This is a genomic window from Cytobacillus sp. FSL R5-0377, from assembly GCF_038004385.1.
Lineage (GTDB): Bacteria > Bacillota > Bacilli > Bacillales > Cytobacillaceae > Cytobacillus.
Window position 1 is genome coordinate 2,135,001 of the sequence record NZ_JBBORA010000001.1, and the last position, 20,221, is coordinate 2,155,221.

Below are 20,221 nucleotides of genomic sequence, written 5' to 3' on the forward strand. Positions count from 1 at the left end.
TCGCGTCCTGAATCTGAAAGAATGCCGATCGCATGCTTGGTCGGGAACATATTAACGATCTTCCCGTCTACAGGTGAAACTACAGTTCCTTCAGCAGGTACAATCGCAAAACCATCACCCATCATTTTGCCTGAGAATACAGCATCAGGCACTTCTGTGATCGGTTTGATATCACCTTTTAGCGGAGCAATGAAAGAGTCTTCCTTATGTTCAGTCTGAAGAGCCTCAGGATTTACTTCTTCAATTTGCTGTTCAACTCCGCCTTCTGGAGCTTTTTCAACTGCCCGCGGTCTTTTGCCGCTCATAATATCTTTCATTTGACCTTTGATTGTTTCAGATCTTGGTCCAAAGATAGCCTGAATGTTGTTTCCAACTTCCAGTACTCCAGAAGCACCTAGTTTCTTTAAGCGGTCTTTATCTACATTCTTAATATCATTTACAGATACACGGAGTCGAGTAATACATGCATCGAGATGAGCGATGTTTTCCTGTCCGCCCATAGCATCAAGAACTTCATAAGGCAGATCTCCGCCTTTACCTGAAGCAGCGGTTTCTTCATCTTCTACTTCTTCACGGCCCGGAGTCATTAAATTAAATTTGCGGATAGCAAATCGGAAACCAAAGTAATAGATCACAGCAAACACTAAGCCAACCGGAATGACAATCCATGCATTTGTCTGAGGGTTGATTAAACCAAATAGAATGTAATCAATCAAACCTCCTGAGAAAGTCATGCCGATTTTTACATCCAAGAGATGCATGGTCATGAATGAAAGACCTGCAAACACCGCGTGTACCGCAAACAGCACCGGAGCTACGAATAAGAATGAAAACTCCAGCGGCTCAGTAATACCTGTTAAGAAAGAAGTTAACGCAGCTGATGCCATAAGGCCGCCGACTACCACTTTCTTCTCTGGGCGTGCTTCGTGATAAATAGCTAATGCAGCTGCAGGAAGACCGAACATCATGAACGGGAACTTACCAGTCATGAATGTACCTGCAGTAAGATTCTGTACATTGTCGCTGATTTGCGCCATAAAGATTCGCTGGTCACCACGAACAGTTTCACCTGCATTTGTTACATATTGTCCAAATTCATACCAGAATGGAGAGTAGAAAATATGATGAAGACCAAAAGGAATCAACGAGCGTTCAATTAATCCAAAAATAAACGCTGATAAAGTCAAGTTCGCATGAACCATGTTTTGAGAGAAAGCATTTAACCCTTCCTGAATTGGCGGCCAGATAACGAGCATCAAAAGACCAAGTACTACAGATGCTGCAGCCGTAATAATCGGAACAAAACGCTTTCCGGCAAAGAATCCTAAATAGGATGGAAGTTCGATTTCAAAAAACCTGTTATATAATGCTGCAGCGATAATACCTACAATGATACCGCCAAATACGCCTGTCTGCAGAGTCGGGATGCCTAGGATACTCGCATAATTAAGCCCATTTACATCCTCGGCTGTAATTCCCGCAGCCGTACCCATTGTCACGTTCATAATTAAATAACCGATAATGGCAGCAAGCGCAGCTACACCTTCGCCGCCTGCCAAACCAACTGCTACACCAACCGCAAATAGCACCGGCAGGTTGGCAAAGACAATATCCCCTGCTTTTTGCATAACCTGGGCAACGATTTCAACCCCGCTGTTATCCAGGAACGGGGCCAGCTCTAAGAGCGCCGGATTCTGCAGTGCAGCACCCAGGGCGAGCAGGATACCAGCCGCCGGCAGCAAGGCTACTGGAAGCATTAAGGCTTTTCCGACTTTTTGCAGGACGCCAAATACTTTTTTAAACATTTGTTAACCCCCTAATTTTTTTACTCATTAAGCGTTTTCATTTAATAGCGGCAACCATTAAAAATAAAAAAGGCATGAGGAAAAAAGGATAGAATTCAGGTGTATACAGGGTATCATACCCTATTCACTTAAATTCAATTACCTTTCTTCACTCATGCCTGATCGAATCAGTAACACGTAAAGACTTTCCATTGCTGGACAAGATATCTTGTAATTAATTTATTTTCTTTTGAAGCCTTTGCAGATGCATAGTCAAATAAACAGCTTCTGCGTTATAAACTGGTTTTTTTAATGTTTGCTGCATTACTTTAATGAGCTTCCAAGAAAGATTGTAGCATACCGGATATTCTTCTTTCAAGAGTGAAGTTATTTTTTCCGGTTCTTCGACGACCTCGCCTTTGTTAACCCTTTCAATAGTAAAGCGGATATGGCGGACAAGTCTCATATAATCAATGCTGTCTTTATCTATTTGAATACCCAGCTGTTCTTCAATCATATTGACGAGATGGGTCACCAGCTGAGAATACTGATTCACTTCGGATAAATCTCTGTTCATTACTGCACTATGAACGTGCAGGGCAATAAATCCAACTTCTCCTTCAGGCAAATAAATACCTGTACGATGCCCGATAAGGTTAACAACTTCCTGGGCTATTCCAAATTCAAATGGATAAAGTGTCTTCGTTTCGACTAGGAAGGGGTTTCTCATTTCCATCCCATTTTTCAAGCGAGTTATCGCAAACATCAAGTGGTCCGTTAATGCAACATGGATATGTTCATTAAGCATGGAGTTCGCCCTTTGTTTTATCAATTGGATGGAGGAGATAATCGCTTCAAGCAATTGATTATCCACATAAGGCATAAGTTTAATATAATTCTCCTGCTCTTTTTCATTTTTAAGAATAAAGAGCTTTTCAACCAAATTAGAGTCGATTGGCTGGCCCGGCTTCCTGCTGAACCCTATCCCTTTGCCGATAAGGACGACTTCTCCAAAGGATTCATGACTGCCAATGAGAACATTATTATTAAGCACCTTTTTTACCTTATATTCACCCATTCTCTTCTCCCCGCCCATTAAACAAATGTACTCTCATGGTATAAAAGCCTGCCCGGGAAGTCAACGGGATCGATCTGAATAAAAAAAGGACCCGCATTTGCGGGCCCTTCACATCCTTTTACTTCAAGAAAATGAAATACAGAACAAATATAACAAACAAGCCATACATAATTGGGTGAATTTCTTTGATTCTGCCCTTTACAATCATGGTGATCGGATAGAAGATAAACCCGATTGCAATTCCTGTTGCGATGCTGTAAGTCAATGGCATTGCAATAATTGTCAAGAATGCCGGAACGGCAATCTCAAACTTCGTCCAGTCAATGTTGCCTAATGATGCAACCATCAATACACCGACAATGATCAGCGCCGGAGCCGTTACTGCAGAAGTAATAACTTCTAATAACGGAAAGAAGAATAATGAAAGCAAGAAAAATCCTGCTGTGACAACCGATGCAAATCCTGTTCTCGCACCTGCCGCAACACCTGAAGAAGACTCAATGAAAGAAGTTGTCGTCGATGTTCCAAAAATTGCACCAACGACTGTTGCTGTTGAGTCAGCCAGAAGTGCTCTGCCTGCACGCGGGAGTTTATTTTCCTTCATTAGGCCTGCCTGGTTAGCAACCCCTACCAGCGTCCCTGCAGTATCAAAGAAGTCTACGAACAGGAATGTTAAAACTACGACCAGCATGCTTGTTGAGAAGAATGAAGGGTCGCTGTATGCTCCCAATGCCGCACCAAACGTTGGAGCTACACTTGGCACTGAGTCAACAACCTTTCCTGGAACATCGATCAGACCGGCAATCATACCAACAACTGTTGTAATCACCATTCCAATAAAAATTCCGCCATTAATGCCTTTTGTCATTAGAATAACTGTGATGATAATTCCGAAAATGGCCAGAAGCACATTTCCATCAGTAAAATCGCCTAAACCTACGAGTACTGCATCATTATTAACGATCAGCCCCGCACTTTGAGCGCCGACAAATGTAATAAACAATCCGATTCCGGCACTGACTGCATATTTTAATTCTGCAGGAATCGAGTTAATGATTTTCTCCCGCAAGCCAGATAAGGACAGAATGATAAAAATAATTCCCGAGATAAGAACCCCGCCTAATGCATGCTGCCAAGGAATTCCCATCGTTAAAACAACAGTATAAGCAAAAAATGCATTTAATCCCATACCAGGAGCAAGCGCAATTGGATATCTGGCCAGCACCCCCATCAACAGGGAACCAATAGCCGCAGCCACTGCTGTGGCAACAAACACAGCCCCATAGTCCATCCTCATGGAATCCGGTAAATCCGGTATATCCATTAAAGATAAAGTAATCGGGTTAACGACTAAAATATAAGCCATTGCTAAAAATGTTGTGAGTCCGCCGATGAATTCACGGCGATAGTTAGTACCAAGCTCTTCAAACTGGAAGTACTTCTTCATTTCTTTTCCCCCTATTGGCAATCTATATTTTCGCAATAAAAAAACTCCGGTATTGAGCACCGGAGCATTGACAACTGGTTCGTGCTTGCCATAGGGAAAATAAAGAAGAATAAAGGCAAAAACATCCCTATTTGCACTTACCTCGTAGTCAAGCTATTTACGGCAGCTCGGTAGAAACTTTTGGGCCATATCCCCAAGATTATACGACGTAAAACGACATATTTAATTCTTCTTTATCATAGCACCCCAAAAAGTCCTAGTCAATAGAAAAAGCGAACATTTTCATGTTCGCTTTTTAATAATGTTCGTATTTTATTCCCACTCAATTGTTGCAGGCGGTTTGCTCGTAATATCGTAGACCACTCTGTTGACATGTGATACTTCATTAACGATTCTAGTTGAAATGATCTCCAGAACATCCCATGGGATACGGGCCCAATCAGAAGTCATGCCATCGATTGATGTAACAGCACGGATTCCAATAGTATAATCATACGTCCGGGCATCACCCATTACCCCGACACTGCGGATGTCAGGCAGGACAGTGAAGTATTGCCAGATATCACGGTCAAGGCCGGCCTTTTTAATTTCCTCGCGCAAAATCGCATCAGACTCGCGCACAATTTCCAGCTTATCCTCTGAAATTTCACCAAGGACGCGGATTCCTAATCCCGGACCAGGGAATGGCTGTCTCCACACGATTTCATCCGGAATGCCAAGCTCTGTTCCGAGTGCACGCACCTCATCTTTAAACAGAGTGTTAAGTGGCTCGATCAGCTTGAATTGCATATCTTCAGGAAGTCCGCCTACATTATGATGAGATTTAATCGTTTGCGCAGTTGCTGTTCCACTTTCAATAATATCCGTATAAAGTGTACCCTGTGCAAGGAAATCAATGCCTTCAAGCTTAGCTGCTTCATCATCGAATACATAGATAAATTCATTGCCGATGATTTTACGCTTTTGTTCAGGATCGCTAACCCCTTTAAGCTTATTCATAAAGCGCTCCTGCGCATCCACTTTAATTACATTCATATTGAATCCATCAGCAAAAGTCTTCATAACGCCTTCTGCTTCATCTTTTCTAAGCAGGCCGTGATCAACGAAAATACAAGTCAGCTGGTCTCCGATTGCTTTATGAATTAGGACGGCAACAACCGATGAATCAACACCGCCGCTCAATGCGCAAAGAACCTTTTTATCCCCAACTTCCTGGCGGATCTTCTCCATTTCAATTTCAATGAAGTTCTCCATTGACCAATCGCCAGTACAGCCGCAAACGCCAAACACAAAGTTTTTCAGCATATCATTGCCATGAACAGAGTGGCGAACCTCAGGGTGGAATTGAACAGCGTATAAACCGCGCTCTTCATTGCTCATCGCCGCAATCGGACATGATGGATTGGTACCGTCCACTGTGAAACCAGCCGGAGCCTCTACAACAAGATCGCCATGGCTCATCCAGACTGTCTGTTCTCGAGGAAGGTCTGCAAACAATTTAGACTCGTTTTCAATCTTCATGATCGCCTTTCCGTATTCACGGTGCTTGGCAGGTTCTACTTTTCCATCAAAATGCATCGTCATCAGCTGCATGCCATAGCAGATTCCAAAAATCGGCAAGCCCAGTTCAAAAATTTCCTCATCACAGCGGAAAGCATTTTCGCCATAGACACTGTTAGGACCACCGGAGAAGATAATCCCCTTCGGATTCATTTCCTTGATTTCTGCAGCTGTAATCGTATGCGGATGCAGCTCACTGTATACACCGAACTCACGAATTCTGCGTGTGATTAACTGATTGTACTGGCTCCCAAAGTCCAGCACTACGATCATTTCCTGATTTTGAAGTTCTGTTTTCCCCGTCACACTGTTCACCTCATTAAATTTGTTGTATTGCCTTTAGTCTTCTCTCATACAGATAAAATATCTAGAAAAAATATAATTTCTCAGCAAGTTCATATATTCCAGCGGGAAGCTGACAATAAAAAAACCGGAACTCTTTCTCCACAAAAAAAAGTGAAGGCAGAATTCCGGTTCTCACGTACAGCAAAAAACTTCTTCTGCCTTCATAGTCAGATCATTTACGGCGATCCGGTAGAGACTTTCGAACCATATTATCGAGGATATATGAAGGTTGCATGATTTAATTGTGAAAAACGGCAAAATCCGAACAATATTGCCGCTGTCTTATTTGCCTATTGTAACAACAGCCCTAAATCCCGGTCAAGCTATTGTCTTTTTAATTAAATTTTCCCACAATTCCTTTGTATCCTTCCAGCTTCCTTCTTTCAGAACTCCCCTGTAGACAAGCTCTTCGTAATGTGCTGTCAGACTGCTCATTTCCCTTGTTGAGAAAAAGCTGTCAACATACTTGGCATAATCTCTTAAGGTTTGTCCGTTTCTCCGTTTTAATCCGTATCGATCCAATTCTTTTAAAAGAATCAGGTAAGCCTTCGAGAAGTGCTCATCATTCCTTTTTCTTTTAAACCTCCAGATGAAATAATGAGGAAGCCATTTACCCCGTTTTCGGAAACTGACTATTACAAGCAAAACAGCTGCCAATACGGCTGTTACAATGACCTTCCACTGTTCTTTAAAGAAAGCCTCTATATTGCCCCAAAGCTTCTTGAATGTGAACTGTGATCCTTCTGTTGATACTGTTTCAGGCTTGTCCGGCTTAACAGGAGTCTCAGCCTCTTTAGGCTTTTCTGCCTCCGGCTGGCTCGTATTTTGGCCAGCATTGTCAAAGTTGAACTGTACATTATTACTAAAGCCCTGAGTTGGTTCAAATGGAACCCAGCCCATCTCAGGAAAATAAATTTCCACCCATGAATGGGCATTGTTATTTGTTACCTCATATAAGCGAAAACCAGATCCAAGCGACTGCTTGAATTCTCCTTCTGTATAGCCCTTCACCCATCTTGCCGGCAATCCGATCGATCTCGCCAGAACCACCATTGAGGAAGAGAAGTTGTCGCAATACCCCTGCTTGGTATCAAATAAAAATTGGTCCACATAGTCCTCATTTTCCCCTGGAACCGCTACATCTGTCTGGCTGTAGCTATATTCCGCTCTGCGGAAATATCTCTCAAGCTCCCTTGCTTTTTCAAACCAATCCGGTTTATCCTGAGTAATTTCCTGCGCAAGTTCCCTGACTCTTTCAGGCAATTCTTCAGGAAGCTGTGTATACCGGGACAAAAATTCTTCAGGAAGTGATTCCGCCTTTGCCCCTGATGCCTTCATGGCAGTCACACTGTATTCGGGGACCGCAAATCCCAATTTATACTCTTCCAATGCAAATGGCCGTCCTCCATCCAATGTCCGTATCTTTTCAGTAGCCGACTCCATCTCATAGGTAATGAACGGCGAAGCTTCAATACTTTTTAACCCTAATGGATACACCACATGAGGGTAATTCATAAAGGTATAAACCGAGCTTGCTTCTTCAGTTGTTTCAATTGCATCGTTATCGATAAACGATGTAACCGGGATTTCTTCTCCCAAACCAAACGGAAGGTACTCCCCTTCAGGCTGGGAGGTTACCCACCCCTTGCCTGTATACTTATCCTTTGTTTCCACCTTCCAGTAATGGCGAGACTCCACTTCCGCCCTGAAGACCACTGCGTTATCACCTATAAAAGGGCCGCCAAGACGGGAATCGTCTTCCCCATATCCGATCTTCTGGATACCCCGGCCATTGCCGCCGCTGTTTTGCCCATAAGATTTAATAAAAGGCACTGGATCGGGCCAAATGGGTTCTGCTTTAGGGGCAGCATATCCCAAGCCTGTACTTAACGCGATCAGTGCAATCAGCGGAATCATCCATTTGCGCGAGAGGGAGGCTTCTTTTTTCATCCCTTCCTGCTCCAGAAGACGATTGAATGTTAGGATGCCCATTACCGCAAAGCCCGCAATTACTGTTCTGACAATCGCAGCGTCTGCCATGTAAGGCGTAAAGGTGTCCAAAACAGTTATATAAATGAGTGTCATGAAAAAGAAAATAAAAATCTGCCTGCGGTTAATCAGCCAATATTGAATCAAATAAGACATCAGCCACAGCAGTATGAAAAATAGCAGGCTTCTGAAAAGATTGGTCATGGCGGGCCAGTCTCTCTCAGCCAGCAAACCAAAGTTGTGCAAACTATCCGACGCAAACACGGCTATCCATGAAAATTGAAAAAAGGAGCCTTCAAAATACAAATAATGCAGCTCATATAAAATATACAGCACCTTAATAACACTGCTTATGACTGGACTTACGCCAAAGAAAGCAAGGAGCAGTGACAGCACAAGGAACACAAGGAAAACGGCAATATTCGATGTATCTGTCAGCTCTTCAACAGGCCGCAGCCATTCCCATAACAAGAAAAAGCCAAGGACATATAGGAGAAAGGAGGAAAAGTCCTTATGGACCTTTTCAAAATTCATCACCTGCTCACCCCCGAAAACACATCAAAATGTCCGTCATGAACCAGGACTACCCGTATCCCCCTGGCATTAGCAGAGGTTTTTAGCAGCAGCTCATCACCGGAAGGAGATTCATGCTCATGTTTAATCAAAAATATAGTCAAGGTTCCATTTTTGGACGCAAAATATCCGGCTTTCTCTATGAGTGCTTTTGTTAATTCCCCTGTCATAATCATCAGCTGACTGTTCTGCTGCAGAAGAAAATGCTCTGCTTCAAGAACCCGATCCAATGAGGATTGTGAATCATCTTTTATTTTTGCCAAATGATGAAAAATCTGGAGCTGGTGCGTTTCTCCGCCCCTGATTGGAAAAGCCGTCCGAACAGCTGCAGAGGTCAAAAATCCAGACTGCGCCCCTTTCCGGAGAATTGCCCTTACAATGGAGGCAGTAAACGAAACGATGGCCTCAAATCGGCTATCGGCTGCACAGTCCATCAGGATAAAAACATCATGGGATTGCCTTTGTTCAAATTCCTTGGTCATAATATCATTTCGCTTTGCAGTAGCTTTCCAGTTGATCCAGGAAAATCTGTCTCCAGGCTGATACTCCCTGATGCCGATTGCCATGGAAGTATCCCTTTGCACCCGCTCTTTGGAAGCAGTCATTCCCTGGTCGTAATGATGTGCCATCGGCTTATAGATGATTTCCTCATACGCCGGGTAGACAACCATCCTGCTCTCAGCGGGAGCTTGTCTTTCTTTTTCTATTAAGCCCAAGAGATCACCCGTTTTCAAACGGACGGAACCAAAAAAATGCTCTCCCCTGGGCAGGCTGTTAATCTTGTATTGAATGGACATTTCCTTTTGAAATCCAGGAAATAAAAACCGCTTTGCCTCGTTTGACTTCCGGGCACGCAGGAGCTGCTCGCTCATTTCATCCTCAACGACGAGGTACAATAAAGGAAAAGCTGATTCCCTTTCTATCTTTAGAGTAATCGATGCCTCTTCACCTGCACTATATTCCGTTTTCGTCAGGATCCGCTCCACTTTAACGCCATTTAATGAATATAACGACAGACAAAGGGCATATAAAGCAAATGGCACAAAGCTGTAAAACAAAAACCAGCTGACAAAGCCGCCCTGAAACATGGCATACGAAAAGGTGAACAAAATTAGCAGAAACAGTACAATAAGCTTCCAGACACCTTTTAGTGTATTTAACAGCTGTTTCATTTACTTCACTAGCCTTTGTACAGGGATAGGCACCCTGGCAATAACCCGCCCCACCACTTCTTCAGCCGTAACACCTTCAAATTTCGCCTCTGATCTCAAAATAATTCTATGGACAAAAACCGCAGGCGCCAAATGCTGAATGTCATCTGGAAGAACAAAGTCGCGGCCATACATGAAAGCATAAGCCTGGGCTGCTTTCATTAAAGCAATGGAACCCCGCGGACTTGCCCCTAAGTACACACTGCTGTGATTGCGGGTTCCATTTGCGATTTCCACGATATAGCGTTTAATCGTCTCGTCTACATGTACCTCTTTAATTTCTGTCTGCAGTGAGCGCAATTCAGCCAGATCCATTACAGTTTCCAGACCCTCTATTGGCGGAATGCGCTGCGCGCGGTTCAGGACCTCCATCTCATCTGCTATTTCCGGATAGCCCATTTTCATTTTTAAAAGGAATCTGTCCAGCTGCGCTTCCGGAAGCGGATAGGTTCCCTCATACTCAATGGGATTTTGTGTGGCCATAACGAAGAAGGGTCTTTCAAGACGATGTGTCACTCCGTCTATGGTCACACTGCTTTCTTCCATCCCTTCAAGAAGAGCGGATTGCGTCTTGGGAGAGGTCCGGTTGATTTCATCCGCTAAAATAATATTGCCCATAATGGGACCAGGCCTGAACTGAAACTCCATTTCCTTCGGATTATAGATGGATACACCCGTTACATCCGAAGGCAGCAAATCAGGCGTGAACTGGATGCGTTTAAATGAAGCACCAACTGATTTAGCCAGCGCACGTACCATCATTGTTTTCCCGACACCCGGAACATCCTCGAGCAATACATGGCCTTCTGCTAAAAGCGCCACTAAGCTCAACTCCGCAACATCCCGTTTGCCGATCATAACTTTTTCAATATTTCCCAATACCCTTTCAATTGCAGGGTGCATCTGATTTCGATCCATTAGAAATCTCTCCCCTTTATCTATATCTATCATTCCACTAATTTACAATTTTCTTAATTTTATTCTAACCTATTATATATTCGCTGTCGCCCCGGAAACTCCTGTGATTTTCCGAGACGGGCCATATCAGATTCGACATAAATAAAGGCTGCTTTTCAGCAGCCGCAGAGCAGTCAGTTATATCGTTTTCCATTCGTATCTATATAAAAAGATTCGATAAGAGTCCTTTCATAGGGCTTCCCATTTCCGGTAAAACCTTTTATTTCCGTTGTCACATTGTATACACCTTCCTGAGAAAAATCTCCATCGGTCATAATGCCGGGCTTTTCTCCCTTCGCTTTCTGCTGCAGCTTTTTTCCTGAAGAATCAAATTCATAGAGGATCCACTTTGAATGGAAGGTTTCTTGGCTATTCAGAGATTTGCCCTGAATACTATCATTTAACGGGCTGTCCAGTGCAACGGTGTATAGATACGAAGCATTTGCCGGAGCTTTTAAGACCCAGGTTCCATCTTTAGGATTATCTGCTTCAATCTGATGAACCCATGCCCCTTTGAAAAACTCGGATTTTTCTTTATGCGCTTTTCCCATTTTATATTCTCTTCCGTCCGGACTGATTAATTTTAAAGAGGATAAATTCTTATCGCTTATAAAAGAAATGGTTATGGATTTCACCTTATCCTCCACGAGAAACTGCTCACTTATTGCATTGACACTTGTTCCTCCTTTTACAATGGAGTGAATGCGTGGCTTTCCGACTGAGGATTCAGAGTCTTCAATGGAATAATTCGCAGCAGGCTGAGTAATTGATGTGTAAGGTCTGAACACCGGGAATGTACGGGACCCTTCCCGGATGGTTGTATGATTCCAGCCGCCTTCCTGGACAATGGAAGCCCCAGGGAGCCGGGAATTAACTGCTGTCACAACACCATCGCTTTTTCCGTACTGGCTCAGGTATAAACCTCCCCAGTAGAAAGCACTGCCAAATGATCCCCATTTGGTTCCGCCAAGTGTATAATATCGGTTTTTTGCAGTATTCGGATGGGAGTCTGTCAGGCTTCGGAAGTATTGCATATTGCCTGTCTGCAGGGATTCAGTTGCCTCATTATTGTTTCCGAGAAGGGCAGCAAGCCACCAGGCGGCACTGCTGTGTGCAAGGTCTGCAAGCTGGGTGCCATGATGAGGAGAGGATAGAGAGATGACATTTGATACATATGGATGGGCATTGTAATGAACAAGCGCTGTCTGAATATCCACACCGCCTTTGCTATAGCCAATGACCACGAGCTTCTTTCCGCCGAAATGATGGTACATTTCCTGGAGCTTTTCAGCCAGAATGGCACCATTCGTCCACATATCACGGTCATGATGAAGATCAATGAAGGCTGTTTCATACCCATTTGCCAATGCCACCTCATACATATCATTTCCTTCATGCCAGACAGCTGATGAATTATTATAGCCGTGCACAAACACAAGAGGTGATTTGGAAGGGTCAATGCTTGAGGGTGTTTCTCCGGCATACCAATAACCCGGAGTGCCACTGTCGTCACCGCCAATGCCGCCAGCCTTCACCATACCAGGGAAAATCAGCATCATACAAAAGATCACTCCTGCCAATTGTTTTATCAAGCTATTACCTCCTAACGGAGATCCGGACGGAAGCCCAGTCAACTTAATTTTATAATTTTCAGAATAATTATTGAAGAGTATTTCGAATTAATTTCCACTCCTTTGGCAAATAAAAAAAGCCACAGGAACAGGCCCCATGACTTTTTGCAGTTTAGTATGATACACCTGTACGGTTATGAGTTTTTTCAAACTCTGCCTGATTCGGATCAAAGTATTTTTCATTAAAAGCTGCCACGAATTTATCATCCTTAATGTAACCCGCTCCCCATGTAGGATCCATCGTGAGCCAGCTTCCATCCACCTTCACTTCCACCCATGCATGCTTCTGCGGCCAGAATCCGCCGAATGCAGTTCCTTCAATAAAGCGGGCTTCCATATTGCTTGCCCGAAGCAAAGCAATGGCCAGATACGAATAATCCTGGCAGACGCCTGTTTTAGAATCAAGTGTCTTGAGTGCACTATCATCCCAGCTGAAGTTATCTGTTTCGAGCTTATTTACATCATATGAAACGTTCTTCGCAACATAATCATAAATGGCTTTCGCTTTTTCCCTTTCCCCGCTAATACCTTCTGTCAGCTTTTGTGCGAGTTCAGTAATTTGCGGCTCATCTGACTGAATGCCCCTTGAAGGAAGCAGGTCCCGCTTATCCTCGCCTGTTGACTCCACCTCAAACTTGGCAAATCCATAGTAGCGGAAATAATCGCTATTCTCTTCCTTAATTTCCGGCACACTTAGTGTGACTTCATATGTGCCAGGACCAAACCTTAAATAAAATGAATCATCAAATGTGAAGTCCTTTACAGGGATCACATCCAGTGCCTCGTCTTCACCTTTTTTTGTAGTAATGTAAATATGATCTGTTTCAGGACCGAATTCTGCCTGCGGATCAATTTTTCCTTTTATAGAAAAGACACCGTCAGACTTCTCACCGCCATATTGCGGGTATTCGAGCGCCACTCCCCGCTCCTCATATGATTTAGAGTATTCAATCGGGCTCATCTTCCTATCAGACTCGTTGTCTATTAAGATGGTTGTGGCTGTCTGATAGTAATTTTCCCTTTCCTTGTCAGGAACGAGCACTTCAAGCTCGTGCTGGCCTTTTCCGTAGAATAAAGGCACATCATAAGCAAACTTGCCATTCTTAAGCTTAATGACATGCTTCCACATTTCCGAATCCTTTTTCAGCTGTAACATGATTGTATCGCTGTCTGACAGGCTTTCGGCTTCCCCTTGTAAACTGAAGACTTCATTGCCATTTACGTAGCTCGATTCTATATCTAGGGCGAGATCTGCTTCCTGGCCAAACGGAGTATACGTCACATCGCGGTCCGCATCCGGATTTACATTATGGACAGTGAATGAAGCAAGATCATAATAATAATTCTCACTATCTATACTTGGAAGCTGAACCGTTACCTTATACTCGCCTTCCCCATTAAATAAACGGATATCCTGCTTGAACTTCCCTTCCTTGATGGGTGCGTAATATTCCAGATCGTTCCCTGCCGGTCCATCTTCTGTGGAACGGATCTTGATCCAGGCATATTCTGATTTGAGATCAGTGTATTTTTCAACCTCTCCCTGGACAGCTACCTTGCCATTAGCAGCAAACTCCTTATACTTCGGATTTTTCAGAGCCGCTCCGACTTCCTCACTGTAAGAAGTCAGCTCAAGGGGTTCAAGCTCAAGTTCCTTATTTTTCTCTTTAGCCAGCTTTTCATATTTGTCTTCTTCCTTTTTCTCCGCTTTTGCTTCTGAATTGCTTTCAGAGCTGCTGCATGCAGAGAGGAAGAGGAAGCTGGTAAGCAAAACTATTAATATATTGATGAGGCTTTTCTTTGGCATGGGGTCCTCCTTTTTAATGTTCTTAACTTTATTACGTTCGGAATGCCCTCTGGTTTCAGAAATTGAATTTTAAAACAAGAGCTCCTTGTTAAGTTAGACCTTATGTGAGCTTTTATTTATAAAATTGAAAGGATAGTATCATTAATCTATCTTTTGTGCCCTCCGATCGTACTTTAACTCTACTTGCAGTAGTTCCAGATTTACTTTTCGATCCCAAACCTTCCTGGAATTTTCAGTCATATAAGGATAAAGATACTTATCTACAATCATTTCATAGTCCATTTCAGCAAGAAGATTATAAGTGCGAATTCTGAACTTCTTATTATTAAACGTTTCTATGATAATGTCATTTATTAAGTTTATGGGGTTTCTTACCAGGTTAATGTTTTTTATGTCTTTTATTAAAATCTCTTTTTTATTCATAACTAACTTCCCATCTTCTCCTAGGATAATTGAAAATAGGACTTTCCCCGGAATAAAACCAGGCAAGCTCCAGAGAGTGAGATATAGGTAGAAGGGGGTTAAGACAATTCCTCCACCAAGATATAGAATAGAGTATTTTGAGTTAAATTTCAGACCATGTGTTATCAAGAAAACACATGCAATCAAAAACCCTGATGTGGCCAAAAACATCCAAATGCGCATAAACTTTGAACCTTTAATAAGTATTCCTTCATTTTTTTCTTCAATCATTGACAAGATAAACTCCCCCATTTAGAAAATAGAGTATTAATCTTATAAAAGGACTTTGTTAGTCAAAGAACAAACTGAATGCTAATCGAAGATCCTCCATAGCGATAATATTGCATCATTATAAGTGATGTTACCAATGTATCTTGCTGTAATCTTTCTCAGATTTCTTTTGAAATATAACCCTGGCAAGACAAAGAGGGTTCAGCATACTGCCAGCCCAGAAATGTGTTTTATACCTTATACTCCTGTCTCACATAATCATCTTCCTCTTTTAACTTATCTAAATCGGTTTTCCGACCCCATATCTTCCTGTATAAACGGAAAAATGTATTTATTGACAATCACTTGAAAATCTCCATCATCGATGAGGTTATAGGTGCGAATTCTTACTTTGTTATCATCGAATGTTTCGATTAACAATATCGTTAATAAGGTTTAAGGGATTTCTGTTCAAATCAATATTTCAGATGTTTTTTACTTTTACAGCGGCTCCTCTTGGGGAATGAATAATACCGTTCTCTCCAGGAACATTAATACATAATAAAACTTCGAACCCTTTATAATTACTGCATCCCCTTTTTTCTGAACCATTGACCATTATAACTCCTCCTTTGTATCAGATAGTGAGAACCTGCAGAAAGAGAGACAATTTACACATATGCTTTACTTAATTACCTTATTAAGCATTTGATTCGCAGCGTCCAAAATGCCTGTTGACGAAAAATAAAAGGGCTCGTTATTTACTAGCCCCTTTAGAAAGCCCTCTTAAAAGAGGGCTTATCAGATTTAATTAATTTTTTAAACAAATTTTGTTCCTTTTCTTTCGTATCTTGCCACATCTCGAAGACGTTCAAGATTCACTTTTCTGTCCCAAACCTTTTTTGCGTTTTCTGTCATATATGGATAGATGTATTGATCTACAATTAATTTATAATGTAAATCTCCAAGAAAATTATATGTTCTAATTTTTATTTTCTTGTCATGGAAGGTCTCAATAACAATATCAATTATTAAGTTAAAAGGGTTTCTGACTAAATTGATATCACGAATACTACTTATAGAAACCGTATCTTTTTTCGAATGATTTGTCCCCTGTTCTCCCGGGATTATTTTAAACAAAACCTTCCCTGGCATTTATCCAGGCAGGGTCCATAAAGTCATGTAAAGATAGATAGGAGTTAATACAATTCCTCCGCCTAAATATAGTAACGAATATTTAGAATTAAATTTCAGCCCATGTATAATTTAAAAAATACATGCTGCTAAAAAACCCCACACATATAACTATTACTCAACCTTCGGTTCTTGCCTTTCATAATTAGCCTGCTGCCGAAGATTATCCAGGTTTATTTTCCGATCCCAAACTTTTTTGGCATTTTCAGTCATATAAGGCTATATATATTGACATTAAAGGTTTCAATTACAATATCATTTATTAAATTTAATAGATTCCTTACAAGGTCAATACTTCGTATATCCTTAATTGGAATAATCCCTTTTTTTGATTTAATCACACCATTTTCTCCGGGTATAATGGACAGCAAGGTTTTGCCCGGAATTAGGCCTGGTAAATTCCAAAGCGTAATATAGAGATAAAAAGGTGTGAATATGATCCCGCCGCCAAGATAAAATAAAGAATATTTAGAGTCAAACTTCAGACCGTGAACAATTAGCAAGATACAAGCTATTAAAAAACCTACAGTAGCCAGAAACACCAAAACATACATAATTTTTGAACCTTTTATTATTATAGGTTCTTTGTCAAGGGACATCGAAAAATATTCATCCTCCTCTTTTTTTAAATGAGCCACTTCTTTCTCTCTCCATGAGATAGCCCACGCCTACGATAGGACTTGTTAAGCAGGTTCAACTTATTTACTCATTCAAATTTTGTATACTCCCGTAACTGCTTTATGGAGTCGTCAAAGAGCTATTTACAGATCTTAACTTTTAACGCTTATTCTAAAGTCCATATCAACACATTAAATTACATTCTTGTTTATGGATAAAACTACTCGATTTTATGCTCCTGTCTTACATAGTTGTCTTCCTCTTTTAACTTATCTAAATCAATCTTCCGATCCCATACCTTCTTGGCATTGTCATTCATAAAGGGGAAAATATACTTATCAACAATTACCTGAAAATCTCCATCATCAATCAGATTATAAGTACGAAATTTAACTTTCTTGTCATCGAAAGTTTCAATAACAATATCATTTATTAGATTCAATGGATTTCTTATCAAGTCAATATTACGGATATTTTTTATTGAAACTGTAGATCTTTTTCCCACTACCTTTCCGTTATCTCCTGGAACAATTTTCAGCAGCACCTTACCTGGTTTGAATCCAGGCAAACTCCAGAGAGAAATATATAAATAGAATGGGGTGAAAATAATCCCTCCGCCAAGATAGAACAAGGAATATTTAGAATTGAATTTCAAGCCGTGTATAATAAGAAAGATGCAGGCTATTAAAAAGCCCACTGTTGCAAAAAACATTAGAGCATAATAAAACTTTGACCCTTTGATGACTATAGAGTCACCTTTATCTTGAACCATTGGCAACTAAATCTCCCCCTTTAACTTGCAAAAACTCTGCTGTTTAACAATAGATCATTAATCGTTGTCTCATTTAACCTCAAAATATTCAAATCCAGATTCTGGTCTCTTTTAATCAGCCAGGATTCGGCCTGACCAGGAATAACAAAGTAAATATCAATTAATTCCGGGTTATTACTAGTGTCGTATTCTAAACTAAGAAGACTATCCATTTTACCCTTCCTTATAGTGATGTCCTTTAAAAATATCGATGCAAGAGAATGTTGAATTTTACTCTGCCACTTATGAATAGTACTTTCAGTGATTGAGTCTAACTGGCTCATATCTCCCAAAAGTTCCTCAAATTCTTCATTTGTTAATTTAAATATCACTTCACTTTGTTTACAAGACGAAGTAAAATTAAAAAATTCTAACAGGCTTGATATAACCTCTTTTTTAGGATACTTAGAGATTAAATGAACCTGATGATCATGCAGTAACCGATGATGAAATACTGCCCCTTCTTTAAAATGAAAAGAAATACTTTCTTCCCCCTCTAGGTCTTGATTAAACCTAGAGGCCTTCACTGTCTTTTCTGCAGAATTTAATATATGGATGAAGGAAGTGTATTCTTTCTTTAACTTATATTGATTATCTACTTCCTCTGCCATATCCTTTGCAAGCAAAGAACGAGAGGCAAACTCCAGCATCAATTTTAATTCAGAATCCTCCAAAGCCGGAAAATAAGTCTCCTTTAAAGAAATCCCCTGCTCATACAACCCTTCACTATAAAAAGAAAATATTAATTCTTCTATGCTTAGCTTAATCGTTTTCATATTGCCTCCTTAAAAAAATGATAATTTTTTGCCAAGGAACCCTTTTGCACCCTCTATTAGAGAATCAGCTGTATCCTTTGCCTTCGAAAGCCCTTTTCCAATTTCCTTTACCTTTCCAATTGGATCAGCGATTGTTTCTTTAATCTGTTTATTGACCATGTCAATTCCTTTGTTAGCTACTTCTAACGCCTCGCCAGCTTTCTCAAAACCACTCTTAAATAGCTCAACACCATGGTGAATAGGCTCTTTCAGCAGGATAGCCCCTTTTTCAGCAATGCCAGCTGTTAACTTAGCTGCCTGCTCTCCTACAAGTCCACCTACGAAAGAACCTGCAGCAGCTCCCACCACTGTACCGACTGGTCCAACAATACTACCTAAAGCACCGCCAACTACTGCGCCTGCAATTGCTCCACCAGAAATGGCTACAGTATTATTAACCGCATTTCCAACAGCCTTAGCATTTTCTCTCTTTAGAACATCTGGATTATTTCCATATTTAGCGTAATTTTCGGAGATTTTAAGTCCCATTCCACCGGCTTCCATTATTCCAGTTAGTGCAACAGTGCTAATAACATTAGTTTTAGCAAATTTCGCTCCCGTTTGAGCAAAAGTTTTAAACTTTGCAGTACTTAATGTATTTTTTCGTATGCCTTTATACATTGCTTTTGAGCTGTTTGTATAATTAATAACATCTTCTGGCAAGTATTTAGCAATCTTTTTATGAACCAAATCAGCAAGTGGTACATTTTTATATTTGCTTCTCAAATATAATGGACCCACGAACGCTCTTGCCAATGTTCCTAACTTTTTAGATTCATCAATTTTGTCTGTTACTTTTTGGAGGGCTGCCATATGTTTATAGGTAAATACACCGTCAGCACCCTTAATAAATTGAGTAAATCCTAACCCATAAAATGCAAGCTGTTTTGTCATAAGGGTTCCAAGAGCTGTAATAGCACCATATTTGTCATACAACTTATACAATTTACCTACAAGATTATCCGCATCAGCAAATTTATTTGCGACCATCCGCAGGTCAATTTCCATTTCACTGAGCTGTCCTACCAGCTGATTACCTGTCCCCCAGGGGTCTCCTACATTATAGAAGCAATGTCTGTATTCCGCAGGAGCACTATTGATTAACTCTGCAAGCTCCATATGAAGATTCCTGTATTCGTCTTCAATTCTGGATAAACGAGTAACCAGGTCATTTGCCAGGTCTTCCAGACGATCTGGATTTACAGATATTTCATTTCCCATTTTCAATACCTCTTTTCTTTTCGGATTAGTTCTTCAAAATAAATTAATTATTTGGTACCCAACTATTAAAACTTGAATTGGCAATATAAAAATGTCTGCACATCCAGGCACCGCTTCCCCATCATATCTTTTATTCTTGTCATAAGAACCTTTTTTCTTCTCTTCATTATTAGACATATAAACCCACCCTATCTTAAATTCTTCAATCCGCCTTAAGTCGGGCCAATCTCTCTAATTCTCTTTGTCTTTCAATTTCCTCTCTGACTCTGTCAACTTCATTCGCTGCGCTTTCGAGTTCCCGGCTGATGTTATAAAGGTTATCCGAGTGCCTTTGGAAGAGGACACCGGCTTCTTCCAGTGCAGAATCAAATTTGTCCCGTGCCTTTCCCTTCCATTCATCCGCATGGTTTTGAACACTTTGCTTTAGTTTGAATTCTTCTGTTTTGATATCATCTGAAGCTGTCTGAAATACCCTTGCCAGAGCTCTAACATTTGATGAGTTCATTTT

17 protein-coding genes, 1 pseudogene and 2 riboswitches (1 of these 20 running past the window's edge) are annotated in these 20,221 nt (G+C 41.1%); all 18 genes and pseudogenes read right to left on the minus strand.

From position 1 onward, the window contains the following. Nucleotides 1–1,805, minus strand: the 5' portion of a protein-coding gene (gene ptsG / locus NSQ49_RS10945; RefSeq protein ID WP_159870181.1) for a glucose-specific PTS transporter subunit IIBC. Its footprint begins 256 nt before the window's first position; the window shows 1,805 of its 2,061 coding nt (coding positions 1–1,805); the start codon lies at nucleotides 1,803–1,805; its stop codon lies beyond the left edge, outside the window. Between the two features lie 214 nt (nucleotides 1,806–2,019). Continuing rightward, entirely contained in the window at nucleotides 2,020–2,862 is an 843-nt protein-coding gene (glcT, locus tag NSQ49_RS10950; protein WP_159870178.1) for a glucose PTS transporter transcription antiterminator GlcT, read from the minus strand. 118 nt (nucleotides 2,863–2,980) lie between these two features. Beyond that, entirely contained in the window at nucleotides 2,981–4,309 is a 1,329-nt protein-coding gene (locus tag NSQ49_RS10955; RefSeq protein ID WP_159870175.1) for an NCS2 family permease, read from the minus strand. A gap of 125 nt (nucleotides 4,310–4,434) precedes the next feature. Further along, nucleotides 4,435–4,536, minus strand: a riboswitch (purine riboswitch). Nucleotides 4,537–4,621: 85 nt separating this feature from the next. After that, nucleotides 4,622–6,142, minus strand: a complete 1,521-nt coding sequence (guaA, locus tag NSQ49_RS10960; RefSeq protein WP_201306605.1) for a glutamine-hydrolyzing GMP synthase — start codon at nucleotides 6,140–6,142, stop codon at nucleotides 4,622–4,624. Between the two features lie 216 nt (nucleotides 6,143–6,358). Further along, a riboswitch (purine riboswitch) is annotated at nucleotides 6,359–6,460 on the minus strand. A gap of 72 nt (nucleotides 6,461–6,532) precedes the next feature. Next, nucleotides 6,533–8,737, minus strand: a complete 2,205-nt coding sequence (locus tag NSQ49_RS10965; RefSeq protein ID WP_159870169.1) for a transglutaminase TgpA family protein — start codon at nucleotides 8,735–8,737, stop codon at nucleotides 6,533–6,535. Continuing rightward, the gene (locus tag NSQ49_RS10970; RefSeq protein WP_251284687.1) at nucleotides 8,737–9,948 is read right to left on the minus strand and encodes a DUF58 domain-containing protein; all 1,212 of its coding nucleotides are present in this window, start codon (nucleotides 9,946–9,948) and stop codon (nucleotides 8,737–8,739) included. The genes NSQ49_RS10965 and NSQ49_RS10970 overlap by 1 nt, the downstream gene beginning before the upstream one ends. Continuing rightward, nucleotides 9,949–10,905, minus strand: coding sequence for an AAA family ATPase (locus NSQ49_RS10975; protein WP_159870163.1), 957 nt, complete (start codon nucleotides 10,903–10,905; stop codon nucleotides 9,949–9,951). A gap of 173 nt (nucleotides 10,906–11,078) precedes the next feature. Further along, a complete protein-coding gene (locus NSQ49_RS10980) occupies nucleotides 11,079–12,536 on the minus strand; it encodes an esterase/lipase family protein (protein WP_159870160.1) in 1,458 nt (485 codons plus the stop codon). A gap of 151 nt (nucleotides 12,537–12,687) precedes the next feature. Then, nucleotides 12,688–14,382 (minus strand): transglutaminase domain-containing protein, encoded by a 1,695-nt coding sequence (locus tag NSQ49_RS10985; protein ID WP_159870157.1) that lies wholly within the window; start codon nucleotides 14,380–14,382, stop codon nucleotides 12,688–12,690. A gap of 141 nt (nucleotides 14,383–14,523) precedes the next feature. Further along, nucleotides 14,524–15,075 (minus strand): DUF5381 family protein, encoded by a 552-nt coding sequence (locus tag NSQ49_RS10990; protein WP_159870190.1) that lies wholly within the window; start codon nucleotides 15,073–15,075, stop codon nucleotides 14,524–14,526. A gap of 276 nt (nucleotides 15,076–15,351) precedes the next feature. Then, nucleotides 15,352–15,495, minus strand: coding sequence for a DUF5381 family protein (locus NSQ49_RS10995; protein WP_236566323.1), 144 nt, complete (start codon nucleotides 15,493–15,495; stop codon nucleotides 15,352–15,354). A gap of 378 nt (nucleotides 15,496–15,873) precedes the next feature. Next, nucleotides 15,874–16,194, minus strand: coding sequence for a DUF5381 family protein (locus NSQ49_RS11000; protein ID WP_341070735.1), 321 nt, complete (start codon nucleotides 16,192–16,194; stop codon nucleotides 15,874–15,876). A 168-nt stretch (nucleotides 16,195–16,362) separates the two neighbouring features. Continuing rightward, nucleotides 16,363–16,847 (minus strand): annotated as a pseudogene (locus NSQ49_RS11005) (DUF5381 family protein). Between the two features lie 239 nt (nucleotides 16,848–17,086). Then, nucleotides 17,087–17,638, minus strand: a complete 552-nt coding sequence (locus tag NSQ49_RS11010; protein ID WP_159870187.1) for a DUF5381 family protein — start codon at nucleotides 17,636–17,638, stop codon at nucleotides 17,087–17,089. Nucleotides 17,639–17,658: 20 nt separating this feature from the next. After that, nucleotides 17,659–18,453: a hypothetical protein gene (locus NSQ49_RS11015; RefSeq protein ID WP_159870154.1), complete on the minus strand. Its 795-nt coding sequence runs from the start codon at nucleotides 18,451–18,453 to the stop codon at nucleotides 17,659–17,661. Between the two features lie 9 nt (nucleotides 18,454–18,462). Then, nucleotides 18,463–19,713, minus strand: a complete 1,251-nt coding sequence (locus tag NSQ49_RS11020) for a glycine zipper domain-containing protein (RefSeq protein WP_251284688.1) — start codon at nucleotides 19,711–19,713, stop codon at nucleotides 18,463–18,465. Between the two features lie 33 nt (nucleotides 19,714–19,746). Beyond that, a complete protein-coding gene (locus NSQ49_RS11025; RefSeq protein WP_159870148.1) occupies nucleotides 19,747–19,890 on the minus strand; it encodes a hypothetical protein in 144 nt (47 codons plus the stop codon). Nucleotides 19,891–19,915: 25 nt separating this feature from the next. Further along, a complete protein-coding gene (locus tag NSQ49_RS11030) occupies nucleotides 19,916–20,218 on the minus strand; it encodes a WXG100 family type VII secretion target (RefSeq protein WP_251284689.1) in 303 nt (100 codons plus the stop codon). Between the last annotated feature and the right edge of the window lie 3 nt (nucleotides 20,219–20,221).

Bases quoted from the DNA above. Each gene is read 5' to 3' on its own strand.
- NSQ49_RS11010 (WP_159870187.1), bottom strand. From the start codon at position 17,638: ATGGTTCAAGATAAAGGTGACTCTATAGTCATCAAAGGGTCAAAGTTT.
- NSQ49_RS10965 (WP_159870169.1), bottom strand. From the start codon at position 8,737: ATGAATTTTGAAAAGGTCCATAAGGACTTTTCCTCCTTTCTCCTATAT.
- NSQ49_RS11025 (WP_159870148.1), bottom strand. From the start codon at position 19,890: ATGTCTAATAATGAAGAGAAGAAAAAAGGTTCTTATGACAAGAATAAA.
- NSQ49_RS11015 (WP_159870154.1), bottom strand. From the start codon at position 18,453: ATGAAAACGATTAAGCTAAGCATAGAAGAATTAATATTTTCTTTTTAT.
- guaA (WP_201306605.1), bottom strand. From the start codon at position 6,142: ATGATCGTAGTGCTGGACTTTGGGAGCCAGTACAATCAGTTAATCACA.
- glcT (WP_159870178.1), bottom strand. From the start codon at position 2,862: ATGGGTGAATATAAGGTAAAAAAGGTGCTTAATAATAATGTTCTCATT.
- NSQ49_RS11020 (WP_251284688.1), bottom strand. From the start codon at position 19,713: ATGGGAAATGAAATATCTGTAAATCCAGATCGTCTGGAAGACCTGGCA.
- NSQ49_RS10990 (WP_159870190.1), bottom strand. From the start codon at position 15,075: ATGATTGAAGAAAAAAATGAAGGAATACTTATTAAAGGTTCAAAGTTT.
- NSQ49_RS10970 (WP_251284687.1), bottom strand. From the start codon at position 9,948: ATGAAACAGCTGTTAAATACACTAAAAGGTGTCTGGAAGCTTATTGTA.
- NSQ49_RS10985 (WP_159870157.1), bottom strand. From the start codon at position 14,382: ATGCCAAAGAAAAGCCTCATCAATATATTAATAGTTTTGCTTACCAGC.
- NSQ49_RS10975 (WP_159870163.1), bottom strand. From the start codon at position 10,905: ATGGATCGAAATCAGATGCACCCTGCAATTGAAAGGGTATTGGGAAAT.
- NSQ49_RS10955 (WP_159870175.1), bottom strand. From the start codon at position 4,309: ATGAAGAAGTACTTCCAGTTTGAAGAGCTTGGTACTAACTATCGCCGT.
- NSQ49_RS11030 (WP_251284689.1), bottom strand. From the start codon at position 20,218: ATGAACTCATCAAATGTTAGAGCTCTGGCAAGGGTATTTCAGACAGCT.